Genomic DNA, 19,907 nt, shown 5'->3' with positions numbered 1-19,907 from the left:
CGCTTCTCCGCTAACTCCGCCTCCGCGCCCCGCCTCCGCCCAGCCCGCGTCCGCCCAGCCCACGTCCGCCCAGCCCGCGCCGCGCGGAGATCGCTGGTGGATCGTTGCCGTGGCCGCCGGGGCGCTCTTCGCTGCGGAAGGGGCGGTTTTTCCTCGAATCACCCATGATCAATGTCCGTTATGTCCGGTCAATTCGAGGAAAAACTGCCCCCTGCCCACACCTCCACGACCTGGCCGCCCTCGTGACGCTGCAGTTGGAAACGGTTATCGTTATCGTGTCATTGGGTGAGCTAGGAGGAGGTCGTGGTGGAGTCAGCGACGCGGACCGTGGGATTCACGGCGGTGGTGTGCGACGACTGCCGGGAGCAGCTGCCGGTGCTCGACGCGTTGCGGGAGTCGGTGAGCCGGACCCCGCACGGCGTGCTGGTCAGCGCGCCCTGCCAGCTCGGGAGCCTGTGGTGCCGCACCCGCGCGCAGACCTCCGGCGACGGGACGGTGGTGCTGGTGCAGCCGTGCGATCTCAAGCGACGTCCCACCGGCCCGGTGATCCCCGTGGGCCCGCTGCGCGACCGCGCCGACCTGGCCGCGCTGACCGGCTGGATGACCTCCACCCCGCTGAGCGCGGACACCCTCCCGGCACGCCTGCGCACTCGCACCCCCGCGACTCACGCGCAGAACAACTAGCGGGACGACGAGGCCCGGCATCGCTGAGATGCCGGGCCTCGTCGTGCGGTCAGTGACCCGCGATCGGGGTCGCGATCTCGTTGGGTGCCTGGGGAAGCGCTCCGGTGGCGGTCTTCTGCCCGGAACCCAGGTCGATCGCGTGGATCTCGCGCTTGGCGGGGTCGGTCACGTAGGCCGTCCCGCCGCGGACGAACAGCGCCGGGCGCGGCTGCTGCCACTCCAGCGGCTCCTCCCACTGCCCGATGACCGGGATGCTGCGGACCACGCGGGCCTGCACCGGGTCGATCACGTGCAGCTGCCCGTCGGTGCCCAGCACCAGCGCCTCCCCGGCCGGGCCGCGGCCCAGCGAGCGGAAGGTGTAGCTGGTGCCCAGGTCGACCAGCTTCAGCGACGAGTCGGCGGTGTTGACCAGCGCGACCTGCTGCGGGCGTTCGAGCTCGGCGTGCTCGTCCTGCTTGTAGTCGCCGAGCACGATCGGCGAGTGCTCGCTGCCTGCCTGGTTGCCGATCCGGCCGTAGGGCGTCGGGCTGGTGATCTTGGTGATCTGTCCGTCGCGGTACACCAGCGCGCCGTTCTCGCACCCGATGACCACCGCTTCGCCCTGCGCGACGGCCTCGCCGTGCACGCCGGGGCAGTCCTCGTTGCGGGTAATCTCGTGGCGGTGCTCGTCGAGGACCGCGATGCCGGTGCGGTCCTCCTCGTTGCCCAGCGAGAGCACCATCTGCCCGTTGGACAGCTCCACCGCGACACCGTGGTGCGCCTCGGCGGCGGTGTGCTTGTCGGTGGCGGGCGCGCCGTTGGCGAGCTCGGCGGTGTCGAACGAGGTCACCTCGCCGGTCCCGTCGGCGAACAGCACCGTCCGGCCGGCGTTGCGCACCACGTGCCCGGGCTTGGGCGCCGGGAACCGCACGTCGGTGAGCCGGGCGTGCACGGCGTCGAGCGCCTGGAAGCCCGTCGACGTCGACACCATCACGTGCTCGGCGTCGCCGGCCGGGTTGAGCCGGTTGAAGCCCGGCAGCGGGATGTCCTGGGCCACGGACAGGGTTTTGCCGTCCAGCACTAGGATGCCGCCGTCGTAGGTGGTGACGATCGGGTCGGCGACCGCCTTGGCGGGTTCCGCCGGCGCGGGTCCTGCGGCCTGCTCGGTGCCGCACGCGGCCAGGGCCAGCGCCGTCGTGGCGACGGCGATCGGTAAGCGAGCCCGTTTCAACATGGTTTCCTCTCCCTCTTCCCAGGTCAAGCGCCGAGTCCGGAGGCGATCGCCTCGGTGTTGGCGCGGGTCATCTCCAGGTACGTGGCGGCACCCCGGCCCGGAGCGGTGAGCGATTCGGAGAACAGCGGCGTCACCCGCACGTCGAGCCCGGCCTGCTCGGCCAGCACTCGCGCCAGCCGGTCCGGCTGCGACGAGTCGGCGAAGATCGTGCGCACCCCGGCTCGGCGGACGGCGTCGGCCAGCGACGACAGGTCGGAGGCGCTGGGCGAGGCCAGCGTGGTGCCGCTGGGGATCACCGCACCGATCACCTCGAAGCCGTAGCGCTGCGCGAGGTAGCCGAACACGTGGTGGTTGGTGACGAGCTTGCGGCGCTCCGGCGGGATCTGCTCGAACCGCTGCGCCATCTCGCCCTCGACCACGAGCACCTGCGATGCGTACTGCGCCGCTTGGTCCTTCACCGCCGCCGCGTCGATCCCGTCCACGTTGGACACGACGTGGTCGGCGATGATGCCGACGGCGCGGGCGACCCGAGCCGGGTCGGTCCAGAAGTGCGGGTCGGCCTGCGAACCCGGTCCGGCGATCGGGAGCGGGTCGACCTGCTCGGCGACCGCGAGGGTGGGAACCCCTTCGGCCCGGGCGGTCTGGACGTGGCGCTGCACGCCCTCCTCCAGGCCGAGCCCGTTGTGCACGACGAGGTCCGCCTGTTCGAGCTCGGCGGCCTGCTGCGCGGAGATCCCGAAGGAGTGCGGGTCGGCGCCCGCCTCCATCAGCACCGACACCGACGCGCGGTCGCCGACGATCTGCCGGGTGATGTCGCCGAGGATGTTGGTGGTCACCACCACCTCGGCGCGCGGCTGGGCTCCGGCGGAGCAGGCGGTGGCGGTGAGCAGCAGGGTGATCAGCGCGAGGATCGCGCGCGTCGCGGTGCGCTTCACCGGCCCGTCTCCACCACGTGCGCGGCCTGCCCGCCCAGCTGGAAGCTGCGGGCGACGCGGAGACCGTCGTTGTAGTCGATCTCGTGCACCGTCCCGGCGGCGACGTCGTTGACGTACGCGCGGGAGGTGTCGACCTGGATGCTCGGCGGTGGCCCGCCGGGGGCGACGAGCTGGTTGCGGGCGCTCTCGGTGCCGTCCTGCCGGTAGGCGCGCAAGGTCCCGTCGGTGCCGACGGCCAGCAGCGAACCGCCCGCCCCGACGGCGTTGACGGCCGTCACCGGACCGGTGGGCACGTGCGTGAACGCGCGCTGGGACAGGTCCAGCAGCCAGACGCCATCCGTGCCGGCGAGGGCGGCGAGGGTGTCGCTGCCGGGCCGCATGCGGAACTCGGTGGCGCGCGGTGCGTTCGACGGGTAGGGGATCTTCTCGCCGCGGAACTCGCCGTCGTCGGCGGTCACGAGCAGGGCTCCGTCGGCGCAACCGAACACCACGCCGCGCCGCGTCACCGCCGTCCCGGCGGGTTCGGCGCAAGGCTCGGCGATGCGCCCGGTCTCGGCGCCGTTGCGGTCCAGCACCCGCACGCCGGTGTCGGACATGGCCAGCACGCGCTGCTCGTAGGGCACGGCCGCCGTTCCGGGCTGCACGCGGAGGTTCCCGGCCCGCTCGATCTCGCCCTTCTCCAGCGGTTCCCGGTTCAGCAGCACCACCTCGCCGTCGGCACCGGACAGCGCGACGACCACCTTGTCGCTCTGCGCCTGCGCCGGGGTGGCGAGCGGAACCTCCCCCAGCTCCCGGATCTCGGCGCGGTAGTGGTGGACGTGGTCGCTGTGGTCGACCGTCCAGCCGCCGCTGTCGACGACGTGCACCGAGTCGGCGTCGGAGAGGTAGGCGAAGCGGCCGTCGGTGACGGCCTCGCGCACGCCCGGAACGGGCGCGAGCTCGCGCACCTCCTCGGTGAGCAGGTCCAGCACCCGCACCGCTCCCCCGCCGTCGGCGACGACGAGGCGGGACTGGGTCTCGGCGGTCTCCTCGGCGCCTTCGACGTAACCGTGCGGGACCGGTGGTGGCGGGGGCGGTGGTGCGGAACAGGCTCCGAGGGCCAGAACGGCGGCACCTAACGAGAGCGCTCTCAGGCTGCGATGTTTCACGCGACGGGCTCGACTTCCTTCTCGACTTCTTCGGTGCTCAGGACCCGGTCCCGCAACGCGGAGACCAGGGCGGACAGGAAGAACAGGGCCACCGAGGTGGCGGCGATGCTGGCGCCGGCGGCGGTTCCCCAGTGCCAGGAGGCCAGCAGGCCCAGCACGGTGGCGGCGGCGCCGACCGCGGCGGCACCGGCCATGACCAGCGGAACGCGGTTCGCCCACAGCAGGGCGGCGGCGGGCGGGGCGATGAGCAGGCCGAAGACCAGCAGCGTGCCGACGACCTGGAAGCACATCACCATCGCCAGCGTCACCAGCCCGGTCATCAGCAGACCGGCCAGGCGCGGGCGCATCCCGAGCGTGTGCGCCTTGCGCGGGTCGAAGGTCAGCGCCAGGAACGGGCGGTAGGCGGCCACCGAGATCACGACCGCCACGACCAGCGCGATGCCGAGCCGCACCAGGTCGCCGTCGGTGACGGCGAGGACGTCGCCGAACAGGAACCCGGTCAGGTCCACGGCGAAGGACTTCGAGTGCGACACCACGATCACGCCGGTGGCCAGCATCCCCACGAACAGCAGGCCGATCCCGGTGTCCCGGGACAGTCGGCGCGAGCGGTCCAGCGCCGAGACCCCGGCGGCCATCGCGCCCGCGCTCAGCGCCGCGCCCAGCAGCAGGTCGCCGCCGAGCACCGAGGCGATGGCCACGCCGGGCAGCATCCCGTGCGACATCGCGTCGGTCAGGAACGCCATTCCCCGCAGCACGACCCAGGTTCCGGCGAGCGCGCAGATCACCGAGACGAGCGAACCCGCCCAAAGCGCGCGTTCGACGAAGGAGACCCCGAACGGGACTAATAGCCATTCCATGTGGTTCAACCTATAATGGAAACGATTGTCGTTCTCAAGGTTGTGGCGTGACTTCGCCCACGACGACCGGAGGGGAAACCGTGAGCATCGCGTCCCGACCCGCAGTCGAACTCAGCCGGCTGCAGGCCGGATACCAGGGAAAACAGGTGCTCGACATCGAGGCTGCGGCGATCCCGGCCGCCTCGCTCACCGCCGTGGTGGGACCGAACGGCGCGGGCAAGTCCACCCTGATGGCCGCGCTCGCCGGCACGCTGACCGGCAACGGCGCGCTGCGGACCGGCTACCGCGGGCGACCGGCGTTCGTGCCGCAGCACAGCGCGGTCCCGGAATCGCTGCCGTGCACGGCCTTCGACGCCGTGGCGATGGGGCGGTGGGCCGAGCGCGGCCCGTGGCGCAAGCTCACCGCGGCCGACCGCGCGGCGATCGGCGAGGCGATGGAGCGCCTGGAGATCACCCCGTTCGCCCACCACCGCCTGGGCACCCTCTCAGGAGGTCAGCGCCAGCGCGTGCTGGTCGCCCAGGGCCTGGCCCAGCAGGCGGAGCTGCTGCTGCTCGACGAACCCGACGCCGGCGCGGACCCCCAGGCGCGCGGGCTCATCGCCGACGCGATCCGCGCTGAAACCCGCCGGGGCCGCGCGGTCGTCCAGGTCTCCCACGACCTCACCGAGGCCCGCCGGGCCGACCACTGCCTCCTCCTCCACCGAGGGCACCTCCACGCCGCAGGCCACCCCGACGACGTCCTCACCCCCACCACGATCAACCAGGTGTGGGTCCCGTCCTGATCCGTCGGCTCCAGGAGCAGGACGGTTTTTCCTCGAATCACCCATGATCAATGTCCGTTATGTCCGGTCAATTCGAGGAAAGACCGTCCCCTGCCCCCACCCGCACACCTCCGACCACCGCCCCCGCCGCACCCCCACCAGATCACCAACCTCAGGTCACCATCCCGCTGCCTCGCTGGGCGGTCGAAAACCGCGACATTCGCGCGTCGAAAACCGCGGTTTTCATCGCGCGAAAACCGCGGTTTTCGTCTTGCGGCGCTCGGTCGTGCACGGATTGGCGAGGGGGTGTGCGCGGATTGGTGATCTGGTGGGGGTGGGCGGGGGTTGTAGTGACCGGTGACAACGGAGTCACCGGAGGTACCCATGCCGATCACCACCCGCACATCGATCATCCGTCAGGTGCCCGGGACGTACGAGACCGCTGAGGTGGAGCTCGACGATCCGCGGCAGGGCGAAGTGACCGTGAAGCTGGCCGCTTCGGGGTTGTGCCATTCCGACGACCACGTGGCGACCGGGGACGTGCCGGTCGGGGTCCACCCCTACGCCGGTGGCCACGAAGGGGCCGGGGTGGTGACCGCGGTCGGGCCGAACACCCCCGGGTTCGAGGTCGGCGACCACGTCGTCTTCTCGTTCCTGCCCGCCTGCGGTCGCTGCGAGTTCTGCGCGCGCGGGCTGTCGAACCTCTGCGACCTCGGCGCCTCGCTGCTCACCGGCGCCCGGGCCGACGACCCGACGAGCTTCCGGATGCACCTCGACGGCCGGCCCGTCGGCCAGCAGTGCGGCATCTCGACCTTCAGCGAGCACACCACGGTCTCCATCGACTCCGTGGTCAAGATCGACAAGAGCATCCCGCTGCGCTCGGCCGCCCTCGTCGGCTGCGGCGTGCCCACCGGCTGGGGTTCGGCGGTGCGCTCGGCGAACGTGCAGCCCGGCGACACCGTGATCGTGATGGGCATCGGCGGCATCGGCGTCAACGCCCTGCAGGGCGCCGCCCACTCCGGGGCGACCACGATCATCGCCGTGGACCCCGTTGCGGCCAAGGAGGATTGGGCCAAGCAGTTCGGCGCGACCCACTTCTTCACCTCGATCGAGGAGGCCGCAGAGCACGCCCGCTCGGTCACCAACGGCCAGGGCGCCGACGCCACGATCGTCACCATCGGCGTCGTGCGCGGCGAGCACATCGGCGAGGCGCTGGCCTCCATCCGCAAGGCCGGCACGGTCGTGGTGACCGGGCTCGGCGACATCACCGCCGTCGGCGCCCCGATCGCGCTGGGCGACCTGACGCTGATGCAGAAGCGGCTGCAGGGGTCGCTGTTCGGCGAGTCCAACCCGCGGCGCGACATCCCGAACCTGCTGCGCATGTACCAGAACGGTCAGCTCAAGCTCGACGAGCTCGTCACCAAGACCTACACCCTCGACCAGGTCGCCCAGGCCTACGAGGACATGCACGCGGGCCGAAACCTGCGCGGCGTCATCGTCTTCGACTAGGAGCGGTTGCCGTGGCCGTTTCGCGTGGCGGTGCGGGCCGAGTCCCACACCTGAAGCAGCGGCTGACGCCGCGATTGAAGTACGTCGCCTGATCCAGGAGGAGTTCCCTTGCGCACGGACATGTTCATCGGCGGGAAGTGGACCGGCGGTGGTGGCACCACGTTCTCGACCCGCAATCCGGCCACCGGGGAGGTCATCGCCGACCTGCCCGAGGCGTCGAAGTCCGATGTGGACAGCGCGGTCGCGGCGGCGCGGGAGGCGTTCGCCTCGCCGGAGTGGGCCGGGATGCTGCCCGCGCAGCGCGCCCGGGTGCTGTTCAAGGCCGCCGACCTGCTGGAGGAGCGGGCCGCCGAGTTCGCCCGGCTGGAGACCACCGACCAGGGCCAGCCGCTGTCGATCAGCGCCGGGTTCTCGGTGCCCAACGCCGTGGAGCACCTGCGCTACTACGCGGGTTGGGCCACCAAGATCACCGGCGTCACCACTCCACTCTCGGTTTCCGACGTCGACCACCGCACGCGGCGCGAGCCGCTGGGCGTGTGCGGGCTGATCACGCCGTGGAACTTCCCGCTGATGATCCTGGTGTGGAAGCTGGCCCCGGCCCTGGCCACCGGCAACACCGTGGTCATCAAGCCCGCCGAGCAGACCCCGCTGACCACCCTGCTGCTCGCCGAAGTCCTGGAGCAGGCCGGGATTCCGCCGGGCGTGGTCAACGTCGTCACCGGCGGGCCCGAGGCGGGCAAGGCGCTGGTCAGCCACCCCGACGTCGTCAAGATCTCCTTCACCGGCTCCACGGCCGTCGGCCGCGAGATCGGCGCCGAGGCCGGACGCGCGCTGAAGAAGGTGTCGCTGGAGCTGGGCGGCAAGGCGCCCAGCATCATCGCCGCCGACGCCGACGTCGACGCGGTCATCGAGGGCAACCTGATGTCCGGGCTGCTCAACTCCGGCCAGGTGTGCGCGGCGGCGACGCGGTTCTACGTCGACCGCAGCCGCGCCGACGAGTTCGCCGAGAAGATGGCGGGCGCGGCCGGGTCCATGAAGCTCGGTCCGGGCCTGGACGAGTCGACTCAGCTGGGGCCGGTGGCCTCGCTGGAGCAGCTGGAGCAGATCCAGCGCTACGTCGACATCGGCAAGGCCGAGGGCGCCCAGCTGCTCACCGGCGGCAGTCGCGCCGACGGGCACCTCGCCGACGGCTACTTCTTCCGGCCGACCGTGTTCGGCGGGGTCGGCCAGGACATGCGCATCGCCCGCGAGGAGATCTTCGGGCCGGTCCTGACGGTGCTGCCCTACGACGACCCCGAGGAGCTGGCGCCGCGCGCCAACGACACCGAGTACGGCCTGGCCGCCTACGTCTGGAGCCGCGACATCGGCACCGCGAACCGGCTCGCGCACCAGGTCAAGGCGGGCACGGTGTGGATCAACATGCCGCCGCTGCTGGACGCCGGAGCACCGTGGGGAGGGATGAAGTCCTCCGGTTCGGGACGCGAGATGGGCTGGGACGCGATCGAGGCCTTCACCGAGGTCAAGAGCATCTGGACCAGCCTGTCCTGAGGGGGCGACCGGCGGGCCGCTACCGCGCCGTCCGCCGGATCTCCGCCGCCGTCATCCCGAACTCGGCCTTGAGCGCGCGGCTGAGGTGGGTGCCGTCCAGCACGCCCCAGCGGGCCGCGATCGCCGCGGCGGTGCGGTCGGCGAGGACCGGGTCGGCGAGGTCGCGGCGGATGCGCTCCAGGCGCTGCCGCCGGATCCACGCCGACAGCGTCAACGGGCTCCCGGCGAAGACCTTGTGCAGGTAGCGCACCGAGACGCCGTGCGCGCGGGCCACCGACTCCACGGTGAGCCCCGGGTCGTCGAGGCGGGTGAGGCAGTGCGCCCGCACCCGGTCGGCGAAGTCCTCACCGGGTTCGGGACGCAGCTCGGCGAGCTCGGTGAGCACCATCGACACCAGAGCGTCGGTGAGGTGCCTGCCCACATCGCCGCTCAGCCCTCCGGTGTCGTCGCCGAGCGCGTCGGTCATGGTGCGGAAGAACCCGCCGACGACCCGCTGCACGCCCTGCGAGGTCGGCACCGCGACCGCGCTGCGGCTGGCCAGGGTGTCGACGTGCCCGCCGAGCAGCGACTTCGGCACCGCCACCACGGTGATGTCGTAGGACTCGGGGAAGTGCAGCCGGTACGGCCGGTCGGTGTCGTAGTTGACCAGGTCGCCGGGGGTGAGCACGCAGCGCCTGCCGTCCTGCTCGACCTCGCCGCGACCGGCGGTGAGCATGGTGACCTTCACCAGCTCGCGGTCGCCCGAGCCGATCAGCCGCGGCGTGCGGCGCACCTGGCAGGGCGCGCACCGGATGCGGGTGACCGCCACGTCGCCGGCCGAGGCGGCGCGCAGCGAGTTCGGGAACGGCCCGGACCGCAGCGGCCGGATGCGCAGCGGGGCGAAGACGGTCGAGGCCGAGGCCTCGAACTCGCCGATCTGCTCGTCGACGTCGACCGACATCATCCGTCCTTACCGATCGTTCAGTAACCGAACACACTACGTCCCCACCTGCACCGATGGCAACGGTCCCCGGAACCGGCACTGGCGGGAGACCGATCCGACCGGTTTTAATCCCAGGCGACCGGACACGTCGAGGAGGCGCGCATGGCAATGCTGCCGCCGGTCGCGTTCGCGACCGAATCCGTGCTCGCGTGGCAGCGGGTCATCTCGTCGTCGTTCGTGCCGCTGGTCGTCGACGACCTCAGCGACGGCCGGTTCGCCGGCACCATCCGGGGGCGCGTCCTCGACGACGTCTTCTTCGCCCGGCTGCGGGTCACCCCGCACGAGGTGCACCGCACCCGGGCGCTCATCGATGCCTCGCAACGGCTGTTCTACAAGGTGACGCTGCTGCTGGAGGGCACCGGCGAGCTCGTCCAGGACACCCGCCGGGCGCTGATGCTGCCCGGCAGCGTCAGCGTCTACGACACCGCGCGCCCCTACGACCTGCGCTTCCCCGACCCGATCGACGCGGTGGTCGTGATGTTCCCGCGCGATCTGGTCGATCCCAGCCCCGACCACGTCCGCGCCATCACCGCCACCTCGCTCGGTCCCGAGGAGGCGCTGACCAGGCTCGTCGCTCCCTTGCTGACCGAGATCTCGCGCGACTTCACCGCGCTGGAAGGACCCGCCTCCACCCGGGTGGTGCGCACCGCCGTCGAGCTCATCTCGGCGCTGCTGAGCACCGCCGCGCTCGCCCGCACCGACGACCACGACCGGGAGCACCTGTCGCTCATGCTGCGCATCCGCGAGTACATCCTGGACAACCTCGGCGACAGCGAGCTGAACCCGGAGGGCATCGCCCGCGCCGTGTTCATCTCCACCCGCCACCTGCACGCGCTGTTCCACCAGCAGGGCACCACCGTGTCGGCCTGGATCCGGGAGCAGCGGCTGGAGGCGATCCGCCGCGACCTCGCCGACCCGCTGCACGCGCACCGGCCGATCTCGGAGATCGCCACCAGTTGGGGCTACCCCGACGCGTCGCACTTCTCGCGGACCTTCCGGCAGCAGACCGGCGTGGCGCCCAGCGCTTTTCGCCGCGCCGCGCTGGAGGAAGCGCGGCGCGGCGGTGACGAGCGCAGCGGGGGCGACGAGCGCAGCGGGGGCGATCAGCGCGTCAGGACCGGGTAGTCGAGGACGACGGCGCCGCCGGTGGCGTAGTTCGGCACGTCGGCCTGCACCGCCTGGCCCTCCGGGGACGCCAGCGCCGCGGCCATCGTGGCCGCGTTCGGGAAGTCCGCCTCGAACAGCGCGAAGTACGGGCTCTCCGGTTCGGCGTGGACCTCGAAGGAGTAGCGGTGGTCCAGCATTCCCGGCAGCTTCGCCGCCAGCGGCAGGTGCGTGCCCTCGTAGTGCGCCTTGAACGCCTCCGGGTCGGTCGGGTGCGGGTACAGGACCAGGAGCTTGTGCATCAGGAGACCTTTCCGTAGGTGGGGTCGGTGCCGAGCGCGGCGTGCCGGGCGATCGCGGCGTCCACGCGGTCCGCGGTGGCGACCATGTCGCCGTTGCGGTGCGGGTAGCTGAAGTTCTCGGTGAACTCGTCGCAGAGCGTGCGCATCTGGGACATGGCGCCGAGCAGCTTCTGCAGGTGCGGCGGCGTCGGCGTGGCGATCATGGTGTTGACCCAGGTGGACAGGCCGTCGACGCGTTCCCGGCGGCGCAGCGCGACCTTCTGCGCGAAGCGCTCGTCGACCACGCCGTCCTCGATGATGGCGTCGGCGGCCACCTGCGCCTCGAACGAGGCGGAGTTGGCGCCCTGGCCGGTCACCGGGTCCACGGTGGAGTGCGCGTCGCCGAGCGACAGCACCACGGTTCCGTCGGGCAGCAGGCGGTAGTCCTCGCGCACGACCGGGCGGACCGCCCCCTGCAGGACGTCGCCGGGGCGCATCAGCTTGAACCGCGACTCGTCGATGCGCTCGTGGACGGTCGGGTGGTGCTCCTTGAGCTTGTCCAGCGTGAGCCTGCGGTAGGCCTCGGGGTCGTCGGACTCCTTCTGCGTCATCAGGACTTCCAGGTCACCGCCGGGGACGTTCTCGCAGAGCAGGGCGCTGGCCCAGCCGTCGAAGGTGGTGATCGGCAGGTCCAGCAGCTCGCCGTGGCCGGGCGAGATGGACATGGTCACCGCGCGCGGTTCGGTCTGCGCGACGCCGTCCCAGAAGCCGACCGCGAGGTGGCGCTGCGGCTTGGCGTAGGGCGAGACGTCCGGGCGTTCGCCGAAGTACTCGGCGAAGGAGCGCTTTCCCGCAGCGACGACGATGAGGTCGTGGTGGCGGGCCAGCTGCTCGAAGTCGCCGGGCTCGATCGAGCGCTGCTCGATGGTGCCGCCGCGCTCCTCGTACTCGGCCATCAGGCGCGGCAGGTAGATGCGGTAGTCCAGCACCCGCGAGGGCCGCAGGAAGTCGCCGCGGAACACCGGAGGGCCGTCCGGGACGTTGAGGTGGTGGTAGTGCACCTGGTACCCGTACTCCTCGACCGGCCAGAAGTTCACGCCCATCGCCTCTTCGCGGGCGATGGTGGGCGCGTGGTGCGAGACGCTGTTCTGCGGTCGCCCCGACGCCACCTGCTCGGCGGTCTGGTTGGTGTAGATCCGGGTGTCCACCCCGGCCTGCTGGAGCAGCAGTGCGAGGTGCAGGCCCGCGGTTCCGGCTCCGATGATTCCGATGTTCGGCATCTGCGTCTCCTCGTTGAGGCGTGCCTGGGTCGCGGTCATCGTGGCCCGCCGCGCGGTGTTCCGGGTAGTGCGAGGGGCCGTTGTTCGCTGAGAGGCGGCTCTGCTGCGCTGGCAGTCAAGTTGCCACCCGGGGCCGGGCGGGCGCTGTCCTCCGAGCGCACGGGTCTGTGCAACCAGGGCACGGCGCCCTGCGGCCGTTGCCCGGCCCCGCGGGCGTTCCTACCGTCGATCGGTACCGGAGCGGCCCCGTCCCGGGCCGCCACGACCTAGGAGCGATCGACGATGACCGCAGCCTCGGCCGAGACGCAGGACTTGCGCGGGTGCTTGGGACGGTTCGCCACCGGTGTGGCGGTGGTGACGTTCGACGGGTTCGCCGGCGGGGAGGTGAAGCGGCACGGGTTGACGATCAACTCGTTCACCTCCGTCTCGCTGGACCCGCCGCTGGTGCTGATCGCCGTGCAGCGCACGGTCCGCGCCCACGCCCTGCTGGCCGGGCGGCCGTTCGCGGTCAACGTCCTGGCCGCCGAGCAGCGCGACCTCGCGATGCACTTCGCGGGCCGTCCCAACACCGAGCCGACCTGGATCGAAGGCCGTCACGCACCTCGGCTCGCGGAGACGGCGTCCTGGTTCGAGTGCACCCCGTGGACCGAGCACGACGGCGGCGATCACACGCTGTTCCTCGGCAAGATCGAGCGCTTCGACCTGCGCCCCGGCCCCTGCCTCGGCTTCGCCGACGGCACCTTCTTCACCATCCCCGAACCGACCTGAACCCCGCTCGCCCCTGTCATGGGGGTGGGGAAGTTTTCATGAAAACTTCCCCACCCCAGGTCACGCGACGGGACCGATGCTGGGACGGATCACCAGTTCGCTCGGGAGGCGCTTCTCCCTGCGCCGCAGTCGCTCCGGCGAGTTCAACCGGGTGTTGAGCATCTCCACGGCGTGCTTGGCCAGGTCGTCGAGGCGATGCCGGACCACCGTCAACGGCGGCGAGGTCAGCGCCGTCCACTCGGCGTCGTGGAACACGACGACCGAGAGTTCCTCCGGCACCGAGATTCCCGCAGCGCGCAGGTGCGTGACCACGCTGGCCGACACAGCGGTGTTGCCGACGATCAGGGCGGTCGGCGGTTCGGGCAACGCGAGGACTCCGGACAGCGCCGAGTCGGCCTCGACGTGGCGGAAGGCGAGCTCGACGATCAGGGACTCGTCCTCGGTGACACCGCGTTCCCGCAACGCGCGCCGGTAACCGGCGATGCGCTCGCGGCCGGTCGAGGTCGTGCTCGGACCGCTGAGCAGCGCGATCCGCCGGTGCCCTCGTTCGACGAGCGCCGTGGTCGCCGAGTGCGCGGCGTGCTCGTTGTCCATCCCGACCACGTCGATGCCCGGGATGCGATCGATGAACCGGTCGACGAAGGTCAGCTCGACGCCGAGCTCGCGCATGTGCCGCCACGCCGAGGCGTTCTCGGTGCCCGGTGCCGCGATCACCCCGCCCACCCGCTTCTGCAGCAGCAGCTCGATGCTCTTGAGCTCCATCGCCGGGTCTTCCTGCGTGGTGGTCAGCAGCACCCCGAGCCCGGCGTCCGCGGCGTGCCGGACGATGTGGTCCGCGAGCTGGGAGAAGAACGGGTTGGCGACGTCCGCCAGGACCAGGCCGATCGTGTTGGTGGTGCGGGTGCGCAGTTCACGCGCGGCGCTGTGCGGTCGGTAGCCGAGCTCCGAGATGGAGGCGAGCACCCGTTCCCGGGTCCGTTCGGACACCGAGCCGTTGGCGTTGACCACGCGGGAGACCACACCGGGCGAGACGCCCGCGTGCTCCGCCACGTCCTTGACCGTGGGTTCACGACCTCGCGCCATGGTCCCCTCTCTCGTCGGGTTCGGGTCCGCTCGCGCCAGCCTATGGGTTGACAGCGCAGCGGCCGGATGACACAAAGTACAACGTTGCACTCGGAGTATAACGTTATACATGACTGACGAGGGAGTCAGCATGCACGGCATCGGAGTCACCCGACCGCCCTCGGCAGCAACGGGATTCGTCGCAGCGGAGGTGCGGAGATGAGCACGCAGGACGCCGGTCTGCCCGCAGAGCAGGCGCGATTGCCGGAAGTACCCCCGGAACTGGCCAAACGTCGGCTCGGCTTCGGGACGATCGTGAAGTTCTTCGGCCCCGGGGCCATCATCGCCTCGCTGACCGTGGGCAGCGGGGAGACCGTGCTGGCCTCGCGGATGGGCGCGGTCTTCGGCTTCGCGGTGCTGTGGGTCGTCGTCGTGGGAGCCGTGGCCAAGGCGGCCGTCATCTACTCCTCCAACCGCTACATCGTGCTCACCGGGGAACATCCGATGCGCGGCATGGCACGGGTGATCCCGGGACCGCGCGGGTGGTTCCCGATGCTCATCGGCGCGCTCGCGGTCCTGTCGTTCCCGTTCGTGGCCAGCGCCCTGGCCTCGGGGATCGGCGGATACCTCAACCGGGTGGCCGGTGGTCCGGCCATCGCCTGGGGCCTGGTGCTGCTCGTGCTGGCTGCGGCGATCGCCTGGTTCGGCTGGTACGCGCTGCTGGAACGCGCGCAGATCGCCATCGTCGCGCTCAAGGTCAGCCTGGTCGTCGTGGCGGTGTTCGCGGCCGATCCGCAGTGGCTGGATGTGCTGGCGGGCTTCGTGCCGCAGCCCTTCGCCTACGAACCGTTCGTGCACGTCGAATACCCGGACATCGCCGCCGAGTCGGCGTGGGTGGAAGCCGTGGTGTTCATGGGCGGGCTCGGCGGCGGGATGTACGACTACATCGGCTACGCCGGGCTGATGCGCGAGAAGCGCTGGGGCGCGCTGGGACTGCCGGGCCGCGCGGACGACATCCCGGTCGTGGAGCCGCTGTCGCTGCCCGACACCGACGAGGAGCGCCGCCGCGCGCGGGGGTGGTCTCGCGCGCCGCTCGGCGACGTGGTGCTCAGCTTCGCCACGATGGCGCTGACCGCGGTCGCGTTCATCATCACCGGCAAGGAGATCCTCGGCGCCGCGCACAACGTGCCCAGCGGCAACGACGTCCTGACCTACCAGGGCGATGTGCTGGGCGTGATCCACCCGGTCTTCCAGTACTTCTACATCGTCGCGATCATCATGGTCTTCCTGGGCACGATGTACGCGATCTGGGAGGTCTACACCCGCACCACGCACGAGTCGCTGTCGGCGGTGTCCGAGCGCGTGCACTCCGGTGGCGTGGCTCGGACGCGGCGCTGGGTGTACGGCTACGTGCTGGTCGGCGGCATCGCGCTCATCCTCACCGGCGGTGATCTCGTGAAGCTCATCAGCCCGGCCAACATCGTCGGCGGGACGGTCGCGGTGGGCGCCTACGGGTTCGGCCTGCTCGTCCTGGAGAAGCGGGTGCTCCCGGCGCGCTTCCGGATCGGCCGCGCCGGGCGGGCGCTCATCGCGGCGTCCTCGTTCGTCCTGCTGGTGGCCGGCCTGATCGCGCTGGCCCAGTACGTGGGGTTGGTCCGATGAGGACGATGACACCGGGGTACGCGATCGGCGCCGGCTGCTTCCTCCTGCTCGCCGGGTTCCGGTTGACCGAGGGCGCGTGGGTGTGGGCGCTGGTGTTCACCGTCGCCGCGGCTTGCCAAGTCTACCTGGGGCTGCGGGCCGCACCGGCCACCGCACCCCGGCGGACGACTGCCGCGACCGACCGCGAGCAGCGCACCTGGCGGTTGCTCGCCGTCTCCTCGTGCGGGCTCACCGCCGGACTCCTGGTCCTCAACCGGCTTTCAGCCCGATCGCCGCCGCGACCGGCCTGTACTGCCTGTGGAGGCTCACCCACCGGCGTCCCGCCTGACCGTCCCGGGGTGGCACGATTTCAACGGAGATCAGATCCACGAGTTCCACGGAAATCGTGCCGCCCGGGAGGTCCGGATCAGAGTCGGCCCTTGGCCTCGTCCCCGCAGGGCAGGGCGGACATCGTCACCACTTCCGGGGCCGACTGGAGCAGGCCGACGACCTCGGCGTTGAGCCGGGCGACGGCGTCGGCGCGCTGGTGCGCGGCGAGCAGCTCCCGGGATTCCCACCGCTCGATGAGCACCAGCGTCTCCCCCGGTGCCTCGTGCAGGGCGTAGAGCAGGCAGCCCTGCTCCTCGTGGACGTCCGGGATCACCGATTTCAGAACGGTTTCCAGCTCGTCCCGCTTCCCCGGGACCGGGTGGAACACGGCGGTGACGACGACTTCTCGCGACATGGCGGTCCTCTCGGTGGCGGTGCTCATCGGCGTGTTGCGGTGCTCGAACGTTCCAGGAATTCCGCCGGCACGCGCACCCTGCGCGGGGCGGGCGGAAGCTTCTGCCGCATCCGCGCGTGCACCAGGTCCACCGAGTGCAGCGCGAGCATGTCGATGGGCTGGCGGACGGCGGTCAGCGGTGGCCGGATCAGCTCGGTCCACGGGTTGTCGTCGAAGACCACCACCGACAGCTCGTCCGGAACCGACACCCGGGCCTGCGTGAGCATCCGCAGCACGGCTCGCACCTGGGCGGTGTTGGCGACGACCACCGCTGTCGGCGGTTCGTCCAGGGAGAGCATCTGCGCCATCACGTCGGCACCGGTCTCGCCCCGGAACGGGACGGGCCGCACCAGCCGCTCGTCGAGATCGACGCCGCGTTCGGCCAGCGCTCGCTCGTATCCGCGGACGCGTTCGCTCCCGGTGCTGGTGTCCAGCGGCCCCGGGACGAGCCCGATGCGCCGATGCCCGCGGTCGAGCAGGTGTCCGGTCGCGGTGGCAGCGGATTCGACGTTCTCGATGCTGACGACGTCGACCTGGTCGAGCCCGTCGATGGCGCGGTCGACAAAGACCACCGGCATCTCCAGGTTCGCGAGCTTGTCCCAGTGCTCGACGTTGTGGCCGGTGGGCGTGCCGATCACCCCGCCCACCGAGCGGTCCAGCAGCGTGTTCAGGGCCTGCTGCTCCAGGTGCGGGTCCTCCTGGGTCGTCATGAGCACGACCTGCAGCTCACGAGATCGAGCTTCGGCGACGACGCGGTCGGCGAGGCGGGCGAAGAACGGGTTGGTGAGGTCGGCGAGCAGCAGCCCGATCGTGTCGGGCCGGTCCTGACCGAGCTGGCGGGCGGCCGCCTTCGGCCGGTACCCGAGCTGTTCCACCGCTTCCAGCACCGCGGCGCGCTTGGGCGCCGACACCGGCCCGGTGTCGTTGAGGACGCGGGAAACCACGGAAACCGACACGCCCGCGCGTCCGGCGACGTCACGAATGGTCGCCGCTTTCTTCATCGCCCCTCCTCCACAGGACTGCTCGGACCCTAGTCCACGGCCGCCGGTCCCCATCCAGCCGTTGACGCCCGGGAAACCGTGGTGGTACAAAACTGGAACCGTTACCACATGCTATCAGCTGGGGAGTTTCCGGTGAACTTGCACGATTTGCTGCTGGCCCGCGAGAACGACGGCAACCCGATCCGCGTCGGCGTCATCGGCGCCGGCCGGTACGGCACGATGTTCCTCGCCCAGGTCCGGAACACCCCGGGAATCCGGGTCGCGGCCATCGCCGACATCAACCTGGACCGGGCCCAGCAGGCGCTGAAGCTGGTCGACTGGCCGCAGGACGCGGTCACCGCGGACGTCGACGAGGCGCTCACCGGCGACCGCACGGCCGTGGTGGCCGACGCCGCCGCGCTCTTCCGCGAGGACATCGACGTGATCGTGGAAGCCACCGGCAACCCGATCGCCGGTGCCGCGCACGCCCTGCGCGCCTTCGACTCCGGCCAGCACGTGATCATGGTGACGGTCGAGGGCGACGCGCTCGCCGGTCCGGCCCTGGCCAAGCGCGCGGCGGAGCGCGGGCTGGTGTACTCGCTGGCCTACGGCGACCAGCCCGCGCTGGTCATGGAGCTCGTGGACTGGGCGCGCACCTCCGGATTCGACGTGGTGTGCGCGGGCAAGGGCGCCAAGTACCTCCCCCACTACCACGAGATGAACCCCGACAACGTCTGGGAGCACTGGGAGTTCTCCCGGGAGCTCACCGATTCCGGCCAGCTCAACCCCTACATGCACACCGCGTTCCGGGACGGGACGAAGGCCGCCATCGAGATGGCCGCCGTCGCCAACGCGGCCGGGTTGGCCCCCTCGGACGACGGCCTGACCTTCACCCCCGGCGACCTGGAGGAGATCGCCACGGTCTGCCGCCCGAAGGCGGCGGGAGGAGTGCTCGCCCACGAGGGCTCGGTGGACGTGATGTCGAGCGTGACCCGCGACGGCGAGTGGATTCCGCACAACACGCAGGAAGGCGTGTTCGTCGTCGTCAAGGCGACCAACGACTACGTCTCCGGCTGCTTCTCCGAGTACCCCTGGCACCCGGACACGTCCCAGCGCTACGCGGCGCTCTACCGCCCCTACCACTACGTGGGCCTCGAACTGGGGATCTCCATCGCCAACGCCGTGCTGCGCGGAGTGCCGACCGGCGCGCCCAAGGGGTTCTTCGGCGACGTGGTCGCCACCGCGAAGAAGGACCTGCGCGCGGGTGACGAGCTCGACGGCGAGGGCGGTTACTCGGTGTGGGGCAAGCTCATCTCGGCGCGCGCGTCGGTCGAACGCGGCGCGCTGCCGATCGCGCTGGCCCACCACGTGCGGCTGCGTCGCGACATCCCGAAGGGGGCCACCCCGACCGTGGCCGACGTCGAGCTCGACGAGCGGTTCGACCAGGTGCTGGAACTGCGCCGGGAGACCGTGGAGCTGCTGGGCCGATGACTCCGTCCGACGAGGTGTCGCTGCTCGGGCTCGGCCCGATGGGCGAACCGATGGCGGCGAACCTGATCCGCGAACTGGGCTCGCTGACGGTGTGGAACCGGACGCCGGAACGCGCCGAGCGGGTCGTCTCGCTCGGCGCCCGGCAGGCCACGACGCCCGCCGAGGCCGCTGTCGACGTCGTGCTCACCGTGCTGCCGGACCTGCCGCAGGTCGAAGCCCTGCTCCCGGGCCCCGGAGGGCTGCTCGCGGGGTGGCGCGCCCGCGACGTCACGCGACCGGTGCTGGTCGTGCACGGCACCGTCTCCCCGGTGGCGGTGCGCGAGTTCGCCGCTCGCCTCGCCGCGGAGCACGGCGTCCGGGTCGTGGACGCACCGATGAGCGGCGGTGTGCCCGGCGCAGAACGCGGTGAGCTGAGCCTGATGATCGGCGGCGACGAGTCCGCGGTGGAATCGCTGGCGCCGGTGTTCGACGCCGTGGCGCGAACCGCGGTGCGGATGGGCGGGACCGGGTCCGGTCAACTCGCCAAGGCGTGCAACCAGATCGTGGTCGCCGGAACGATCGCCGCGCTCTGCGAGGCGCTGACCTTGGCGGAACTGCACGGCTTGTCCAGGGCCGACCTGCTGACCGCGCTGGGCGACGGGCTGGCCGGCTCGGAAGTGCTGCGGCAGAAGGCCGAGCGCTGGCTCAACGGCGACTACAGCGGCGGCGGCAGCGCCCGCAACCAGCTCAAGGACCTCGTCTTCGCCCGCGACGCGGCCGACGACGCCGGAGCCCCCTCCGACGTCGTCGACCTGCTGCTCGCCCAGTTCGACCGCGTGGTCCGCGCCGGCGACGGCGACCTCGACCACTCCGCCCTGCTCCGCACGATCACCCGCTGAC

At 71.2% G+C, this 19,907-nt stretch carries 19 protein-coding genes; 9 read left to right on the top strand and 10 right to left on the bottom strand.

Features of this window, described 5'->3' with window-relative positions; all coding sequences use genetic code 11:
• Window positions 1-306: 306 nt before the first annotated feature.
• Window positions 307-684: a hypothetical protein gene (locus REH65_RS29240; protein ID WP_281456628.1), complete on the top strand. Its 378-nt coding sequence runs from the start codon at window positions 307-309 to the stop codon at window positions 682-684.
• 49 nt (window positions 685-733) lie between these two features.
• On the opposite strand, the gene aztD is transcribed toward REH65_RS29240, so the two are convergent.
• The 4 genes from aztD to aztB are packed head-to-tail and all read right to left on the bottom strand — an operon-like array spanning window position 734 to window position 4,837.
• Window positions 734-1,897, bottom strand: coding sequence for a zinc metallochaperone AztD (gene aztD, locus REH65_RS29235; RefSeq protein WP_406689973.1), 1,164 nt, complete (start codon window positions 1,895-1,897; stop codon window positions 734-736).
• 23 nt (window positions 1,898-1,920) lie between these two features.
• Window positions 1,921-2,832 carry a zinc ABC transporter substrate-binding protein AztC gene (gene aztC / locus REH65_RS29230; protein ID WP_406689972.1) on the bottom strand — a complete coding sequence of 304 codons (912 nt, stop codon included), beginning with the start codon at window positions 2,830-2,832 and terminating at the stop codon, window positions 1,921-1,923.
• Window positions 2,829-3,980 (bottom strand): hypothetical protein, encoded by a 1,152-nt coding sequence (locus REH65_RS29225; protein WP_406689971.1) that lies wholly within the window; start codon window positions 3,978-3,980, stop codon window positions 2,829-2,831. Before REH65_RS29225 ends, aztC begins: the two co-directional genes overlap by 4 nt.
• Window positions 3,977-4,837, bottom strand: coding sequence for a zinc ABC transporter permease AztB (gene aztB / locus REH65_RS29220; RefSeq protein WP_406689970.1), 861 nt, complete (start codon window positions 4,835-4,837; stop codon window positions 3,977-3,979). Before aztB ends, REH65_RS29225 begins: the two co-directional genes overlap by 4 nt.
• A gap of 80 nt (window positions 4,838-4,917) precedes the next feature.
• Here aztB and aztA point away from each other — a divergent pair, with 80 nt between their 5' ends.
• From aztA to REH65_RS29205, 3 genes are all read left to right on the top strand, one after another.
• Window positions 4,918-5,619: a zinc ABC transporter ATP-binding protein AztA gene (gene aztA, locus REH65_RS29215; RefSeq protein ID WP_406689969.1), complete on the top strand. Its 702-nt coding sequence runs from the start codon at window positions 4,918-4,920 to the stop codon at window positions 5,617-5,619.
• A gap of 363 nt (window positions 5,620-5,982) precedes the next feature.
• The gene (locus REH65_RS29210) at window positions 5,983-7,107 is read left to right on the top strand and encodes an NDMA-dependent alcohol dehydrogenase (RefSeq protein ID WP_406689968.1); all 1,125 of its coding nucleotides are present in this window, start codon (window positions 5,983-5,985) and stop codon (window positions 7,105-7,107) included.
• A gap of 108 nt (window positions 7,108-7,215) precedes the next feature.
• Window positions 7,216-8,655: an aldehyde dehydrogenase family protein gene (locus REH65_RS29205; protein WP_406689967.1), complete on the top strand. Its 1,440-nt coding sequence runs from the start codon at window positions 7,216-7,218 to the stop codon at window positions 8,653-8,655.
• Window positions 8,656-8,674: 19 nt separating this feature from the next.
• Here REH65_RS29205 and REH65_RS29200 read toward each other — a convergent pair whose 3' ends face one another.
• Window positions 8,675-9,598: a helix-turn-helix domain-containing protein gene (locus REH65_RS29200; protein WP_406689966.1), complete on the bottom strand. Its 924-nt coding sequence runs from the start codon at window positions 9,596-9,598 to the stop codon at window positions 8,675-8,677.
• 141 nt (window positions 9,599-9,739) lie between these two features.
• Here REH65_RS29200 and REH65_RS29195 point away from each other — a divergent pair, with 141 nt between their 5' ends.
• The gene (locus REH65_RS29195) at window positions 9,740-10,762 is read left to right on the top strand and encodes a helix-turn-helix domain-containing protein (protein WP_406689965.1); all 1,023 of its coding nucleotides are present in this window, start codon (window positions 9,740-9,742) and stop codon (window positions 10,760-10,762) included.
• Here REH65_RS29195 and REH65_RS29190 read toward each other — a convergent pair.
• Entirely contained in the window at window positions 10,741-11,043 is a 303-nt protein-coding gene (locus REH65_RS29190) for an EthD family reductase (RefSeq protein WP_406689964.1), read from the bottom strand. The genes REH65_RS29195 and REH65_RS29190 overlap by 22 nt on opposite strands.
• Entirely contained in the window at window positions 11,043-12,302 is a 1,260-nt protein-coding gene (locus REH65_RS29185) for a styrene monooxygenase/indole monooxygenase family protein (RefSeq protein WP_406689963.1), read from the bottom strand. Before REH65_RS29185 ends, REH65_RS29190 begins: the two co-directional genes overlap by 1 nt.
• A gap of 282 nt (window positions 12,303-12,584) precedes the next feature.
• On the opposite strand from REH65_RS29185, the gene REH65_RS29180 reads away from it, so the two are divergent.
• Window positions 12,585-13,070, top strand: coding sequence for a flavin reductase family protein (locus REH65_RS29180; RefSeq protein ID WP_406689962.1), 486 nt, complete (start codon window positions 12,585-12,587; stop codon window positions 13,068-13,070).
• A 60-nt stretch (window positions 13,071-13,130) separates the two neighbouring features.
• Here the strand turns inward: REH65_RS29180 and REH65_RS29175 are convergent, their stop codons facing one another.
• Entirely contained in the window at window positions 13,131-14,153 is a 1,023-nt protein-coding gene (locus tag REH65_RS29175; protein ID WP_281456616.1) for a LacI family DNA-binding transcriptional regulator, read from the bottom strand.
• A gap of 198 nt (window positions 14,154-14,351) precedes the next feature.
• Here REH65_RS29175 and REH65_RS29170 point away from each other — a divergent pair, with 198 nt between their 5' ends.
• A complete protein-coding gene (locus REH65_RS29170) occupies window positions 14,352-15,794 on the top strand; it encodes an Nramp family divalent metal transporter (protein ID WP_406689961.1) in 1,443 nt (480 codons plus the stop codon).
• A 406-nt stretch (window positions 15,795-16,200) separates the two neighbouring features.
• On the opposite strand, the gene REH65_RS29165 is transcribed toward REH65_RS29170, so the two are convergent.
• Window positions 16,201-16,518, bottom strand: coding sequence for a putative quinol monooxygenase (locus REH65_RS29165; protein WP_406689959.1), 318 nt, complete (start codon window positions 16,516-16,518; stop codon window positions 16,201-16,203).
• A 23-nt stretch (window positions 16,519-16,541) separates the two neighbouring features.
• Complete coding sequence (locus REH65_RS29160; protein ID WP_406689958.1) at window positions 16,542-17,558, bottom strand: LacI family DNA-binding transcriptional regulator; 1,017 nt, start codon at window positions 17,556-17,558, stop codon at window positions 16,542-16,544.
• 132 nt (window positions 17,559-17,690) lie between these two features.
• On the opposite strand from REH65_RS29160, the gene REH65_RS29155 reads away from it, so the two are divergent.
• Window positions 17,691-19,028, top strand: coding sequence for an NAD(P)H-dependent oxidoreductase (locus REH65_RS29155; RefSeq protein WP_406689957.1), 1,338 nt, complete (start codon window positions 17,691-17,693; stop codon window positions 19,026-19,028).
• The gene (locus tag REH65_RS29150) at window positions 19,025-19,906 is read left to right on the top strand and encodes an NAD(P)-dependent oxidoreductase (RefSeq protein ID WP_406689956.1); all 882 of its coding nucleotides are present in this window, start codon (window positions 19,025-19,027) and stop codon (window positions 19,904-19,906) included. Before REH65_RS29155 ends, REH65_RS29150 begins: the two co-directional genes overlap by 4 nt.
• Window position 19,907 lies beyond the last annotated feature (1 nt).

This window comes from Saccharopolyspora sp. ID03-671 (assembly GCF_045278815.1).
GTDB classification, from domain to species: Bacteria; Actinomycetota; Actinomycetes; order Mycobacteriales; family Pseudonocardiaceae; genus Saccharopolyspora; species Saccharopolyspora ipomoeae.
This window is presented reverse-complemented; position numbering and strand designations above follow the sequence as displayed.

What these genes read in the sequence shown, in the direction of transcription:
- REH65_RS29190 (WP_406689964.1), bottom strand. Translation starts at nt 11,043, where the DNA reads ATGCACAAGCTCCTGGTCCTGTACCCGCACCCGACCGACCCGGAGGCG.
- REH65_RS29175 (WP_281456616.1), bottom strand. Translation starts at nt 14,153, where the DNA reads ATGGCGCGAGGTCGTGAACCCACGGTCAAGGACGTGGCGGAGCACGCG.
- REH65_RS29195 (WP_406689965.1), top strand. Translation starts at nt 9,740, where the DNA reads ATGGCAATGCTGCCGCCGGTCGCGTTCGCGACCGAATCCGTGCTCGCG.
- aztB (WP_406689970.1), bottom strand. Translation starts at nt 4,837, where the DNA reads ATGGAATGGCTATTAGTCCCGTTCGGGGTCTCCTTCGTCGAACGCGCG.
- REH65_RS29150 (WP_406689956.1), top strand. Translation starts at nt 19,025, where the DNA reads ATGACTCCGTCCGACGAGGTGTCGCTGCTCGGGCTCGGCCCGATGGGC.
- REH65_RS29165 (WP_406689959.1), bottom strand. Translation starts at nt 16,518, where the DNA reads ATGTCGCGAGAAGTCGTCGTCACCGCCGTGTTCCACCCGGTCCCGGGG.
- REH65_RS29200 (WP_406689966.1), bottom strand. Translation starts at nt 9,598, where the DNA reads ATGATGTCGGTCGACGTCGACGAGCAGATCGGCGAGTTCGAGGCCTCG.
- REH65_RS29210 (WP_406689968.1), top strand. Translation starts at nt 5,983, where the DNA reads ATGCCGATCACCACCCGCACATCGATCATCCGTCAGGTGCCCGGGACG.
- REH65_RS29180 (WP_406689962.1), top strand. Translation starts at nt 12,585, where the DNA reads ATGACCGCAGCCTCGGCCGAGACGCAGGACTTGCGCGGGTGCTTGGGA.
- aztD (WP_406689973.1), bottom strand. Translation starts at nt 1,897, where the DNA reads ATGTTGAAACGGGCTCGCTTACCGATCGCCGTCGCCACGACGGCGCTG.
- REH65_RS29185 (WP_406689963.1), bottom strand. Translation starts at nt 12,302, where the DNA reads ATGCCGAACATCGGAATCATCGGAGCCGGAACCGCGGGCCTGCACCTC.
- REH65_RS29170 (WP_406689961.1), top strand. Translation starts at nt 14,352, where the DNA reads ATGAGCACGCAGGACGCCGGTCTGCCCGCAGAGCAGGCGCGATTGCCG.
- REH65_RS29160 (WP_406689958.1), bottom strand. Translation starts at nt 17,558, where the DNA reads ATGAAGAAAGCGGCGACCATTCGTGACGTCGCCGGACGCGCGGGCGTG.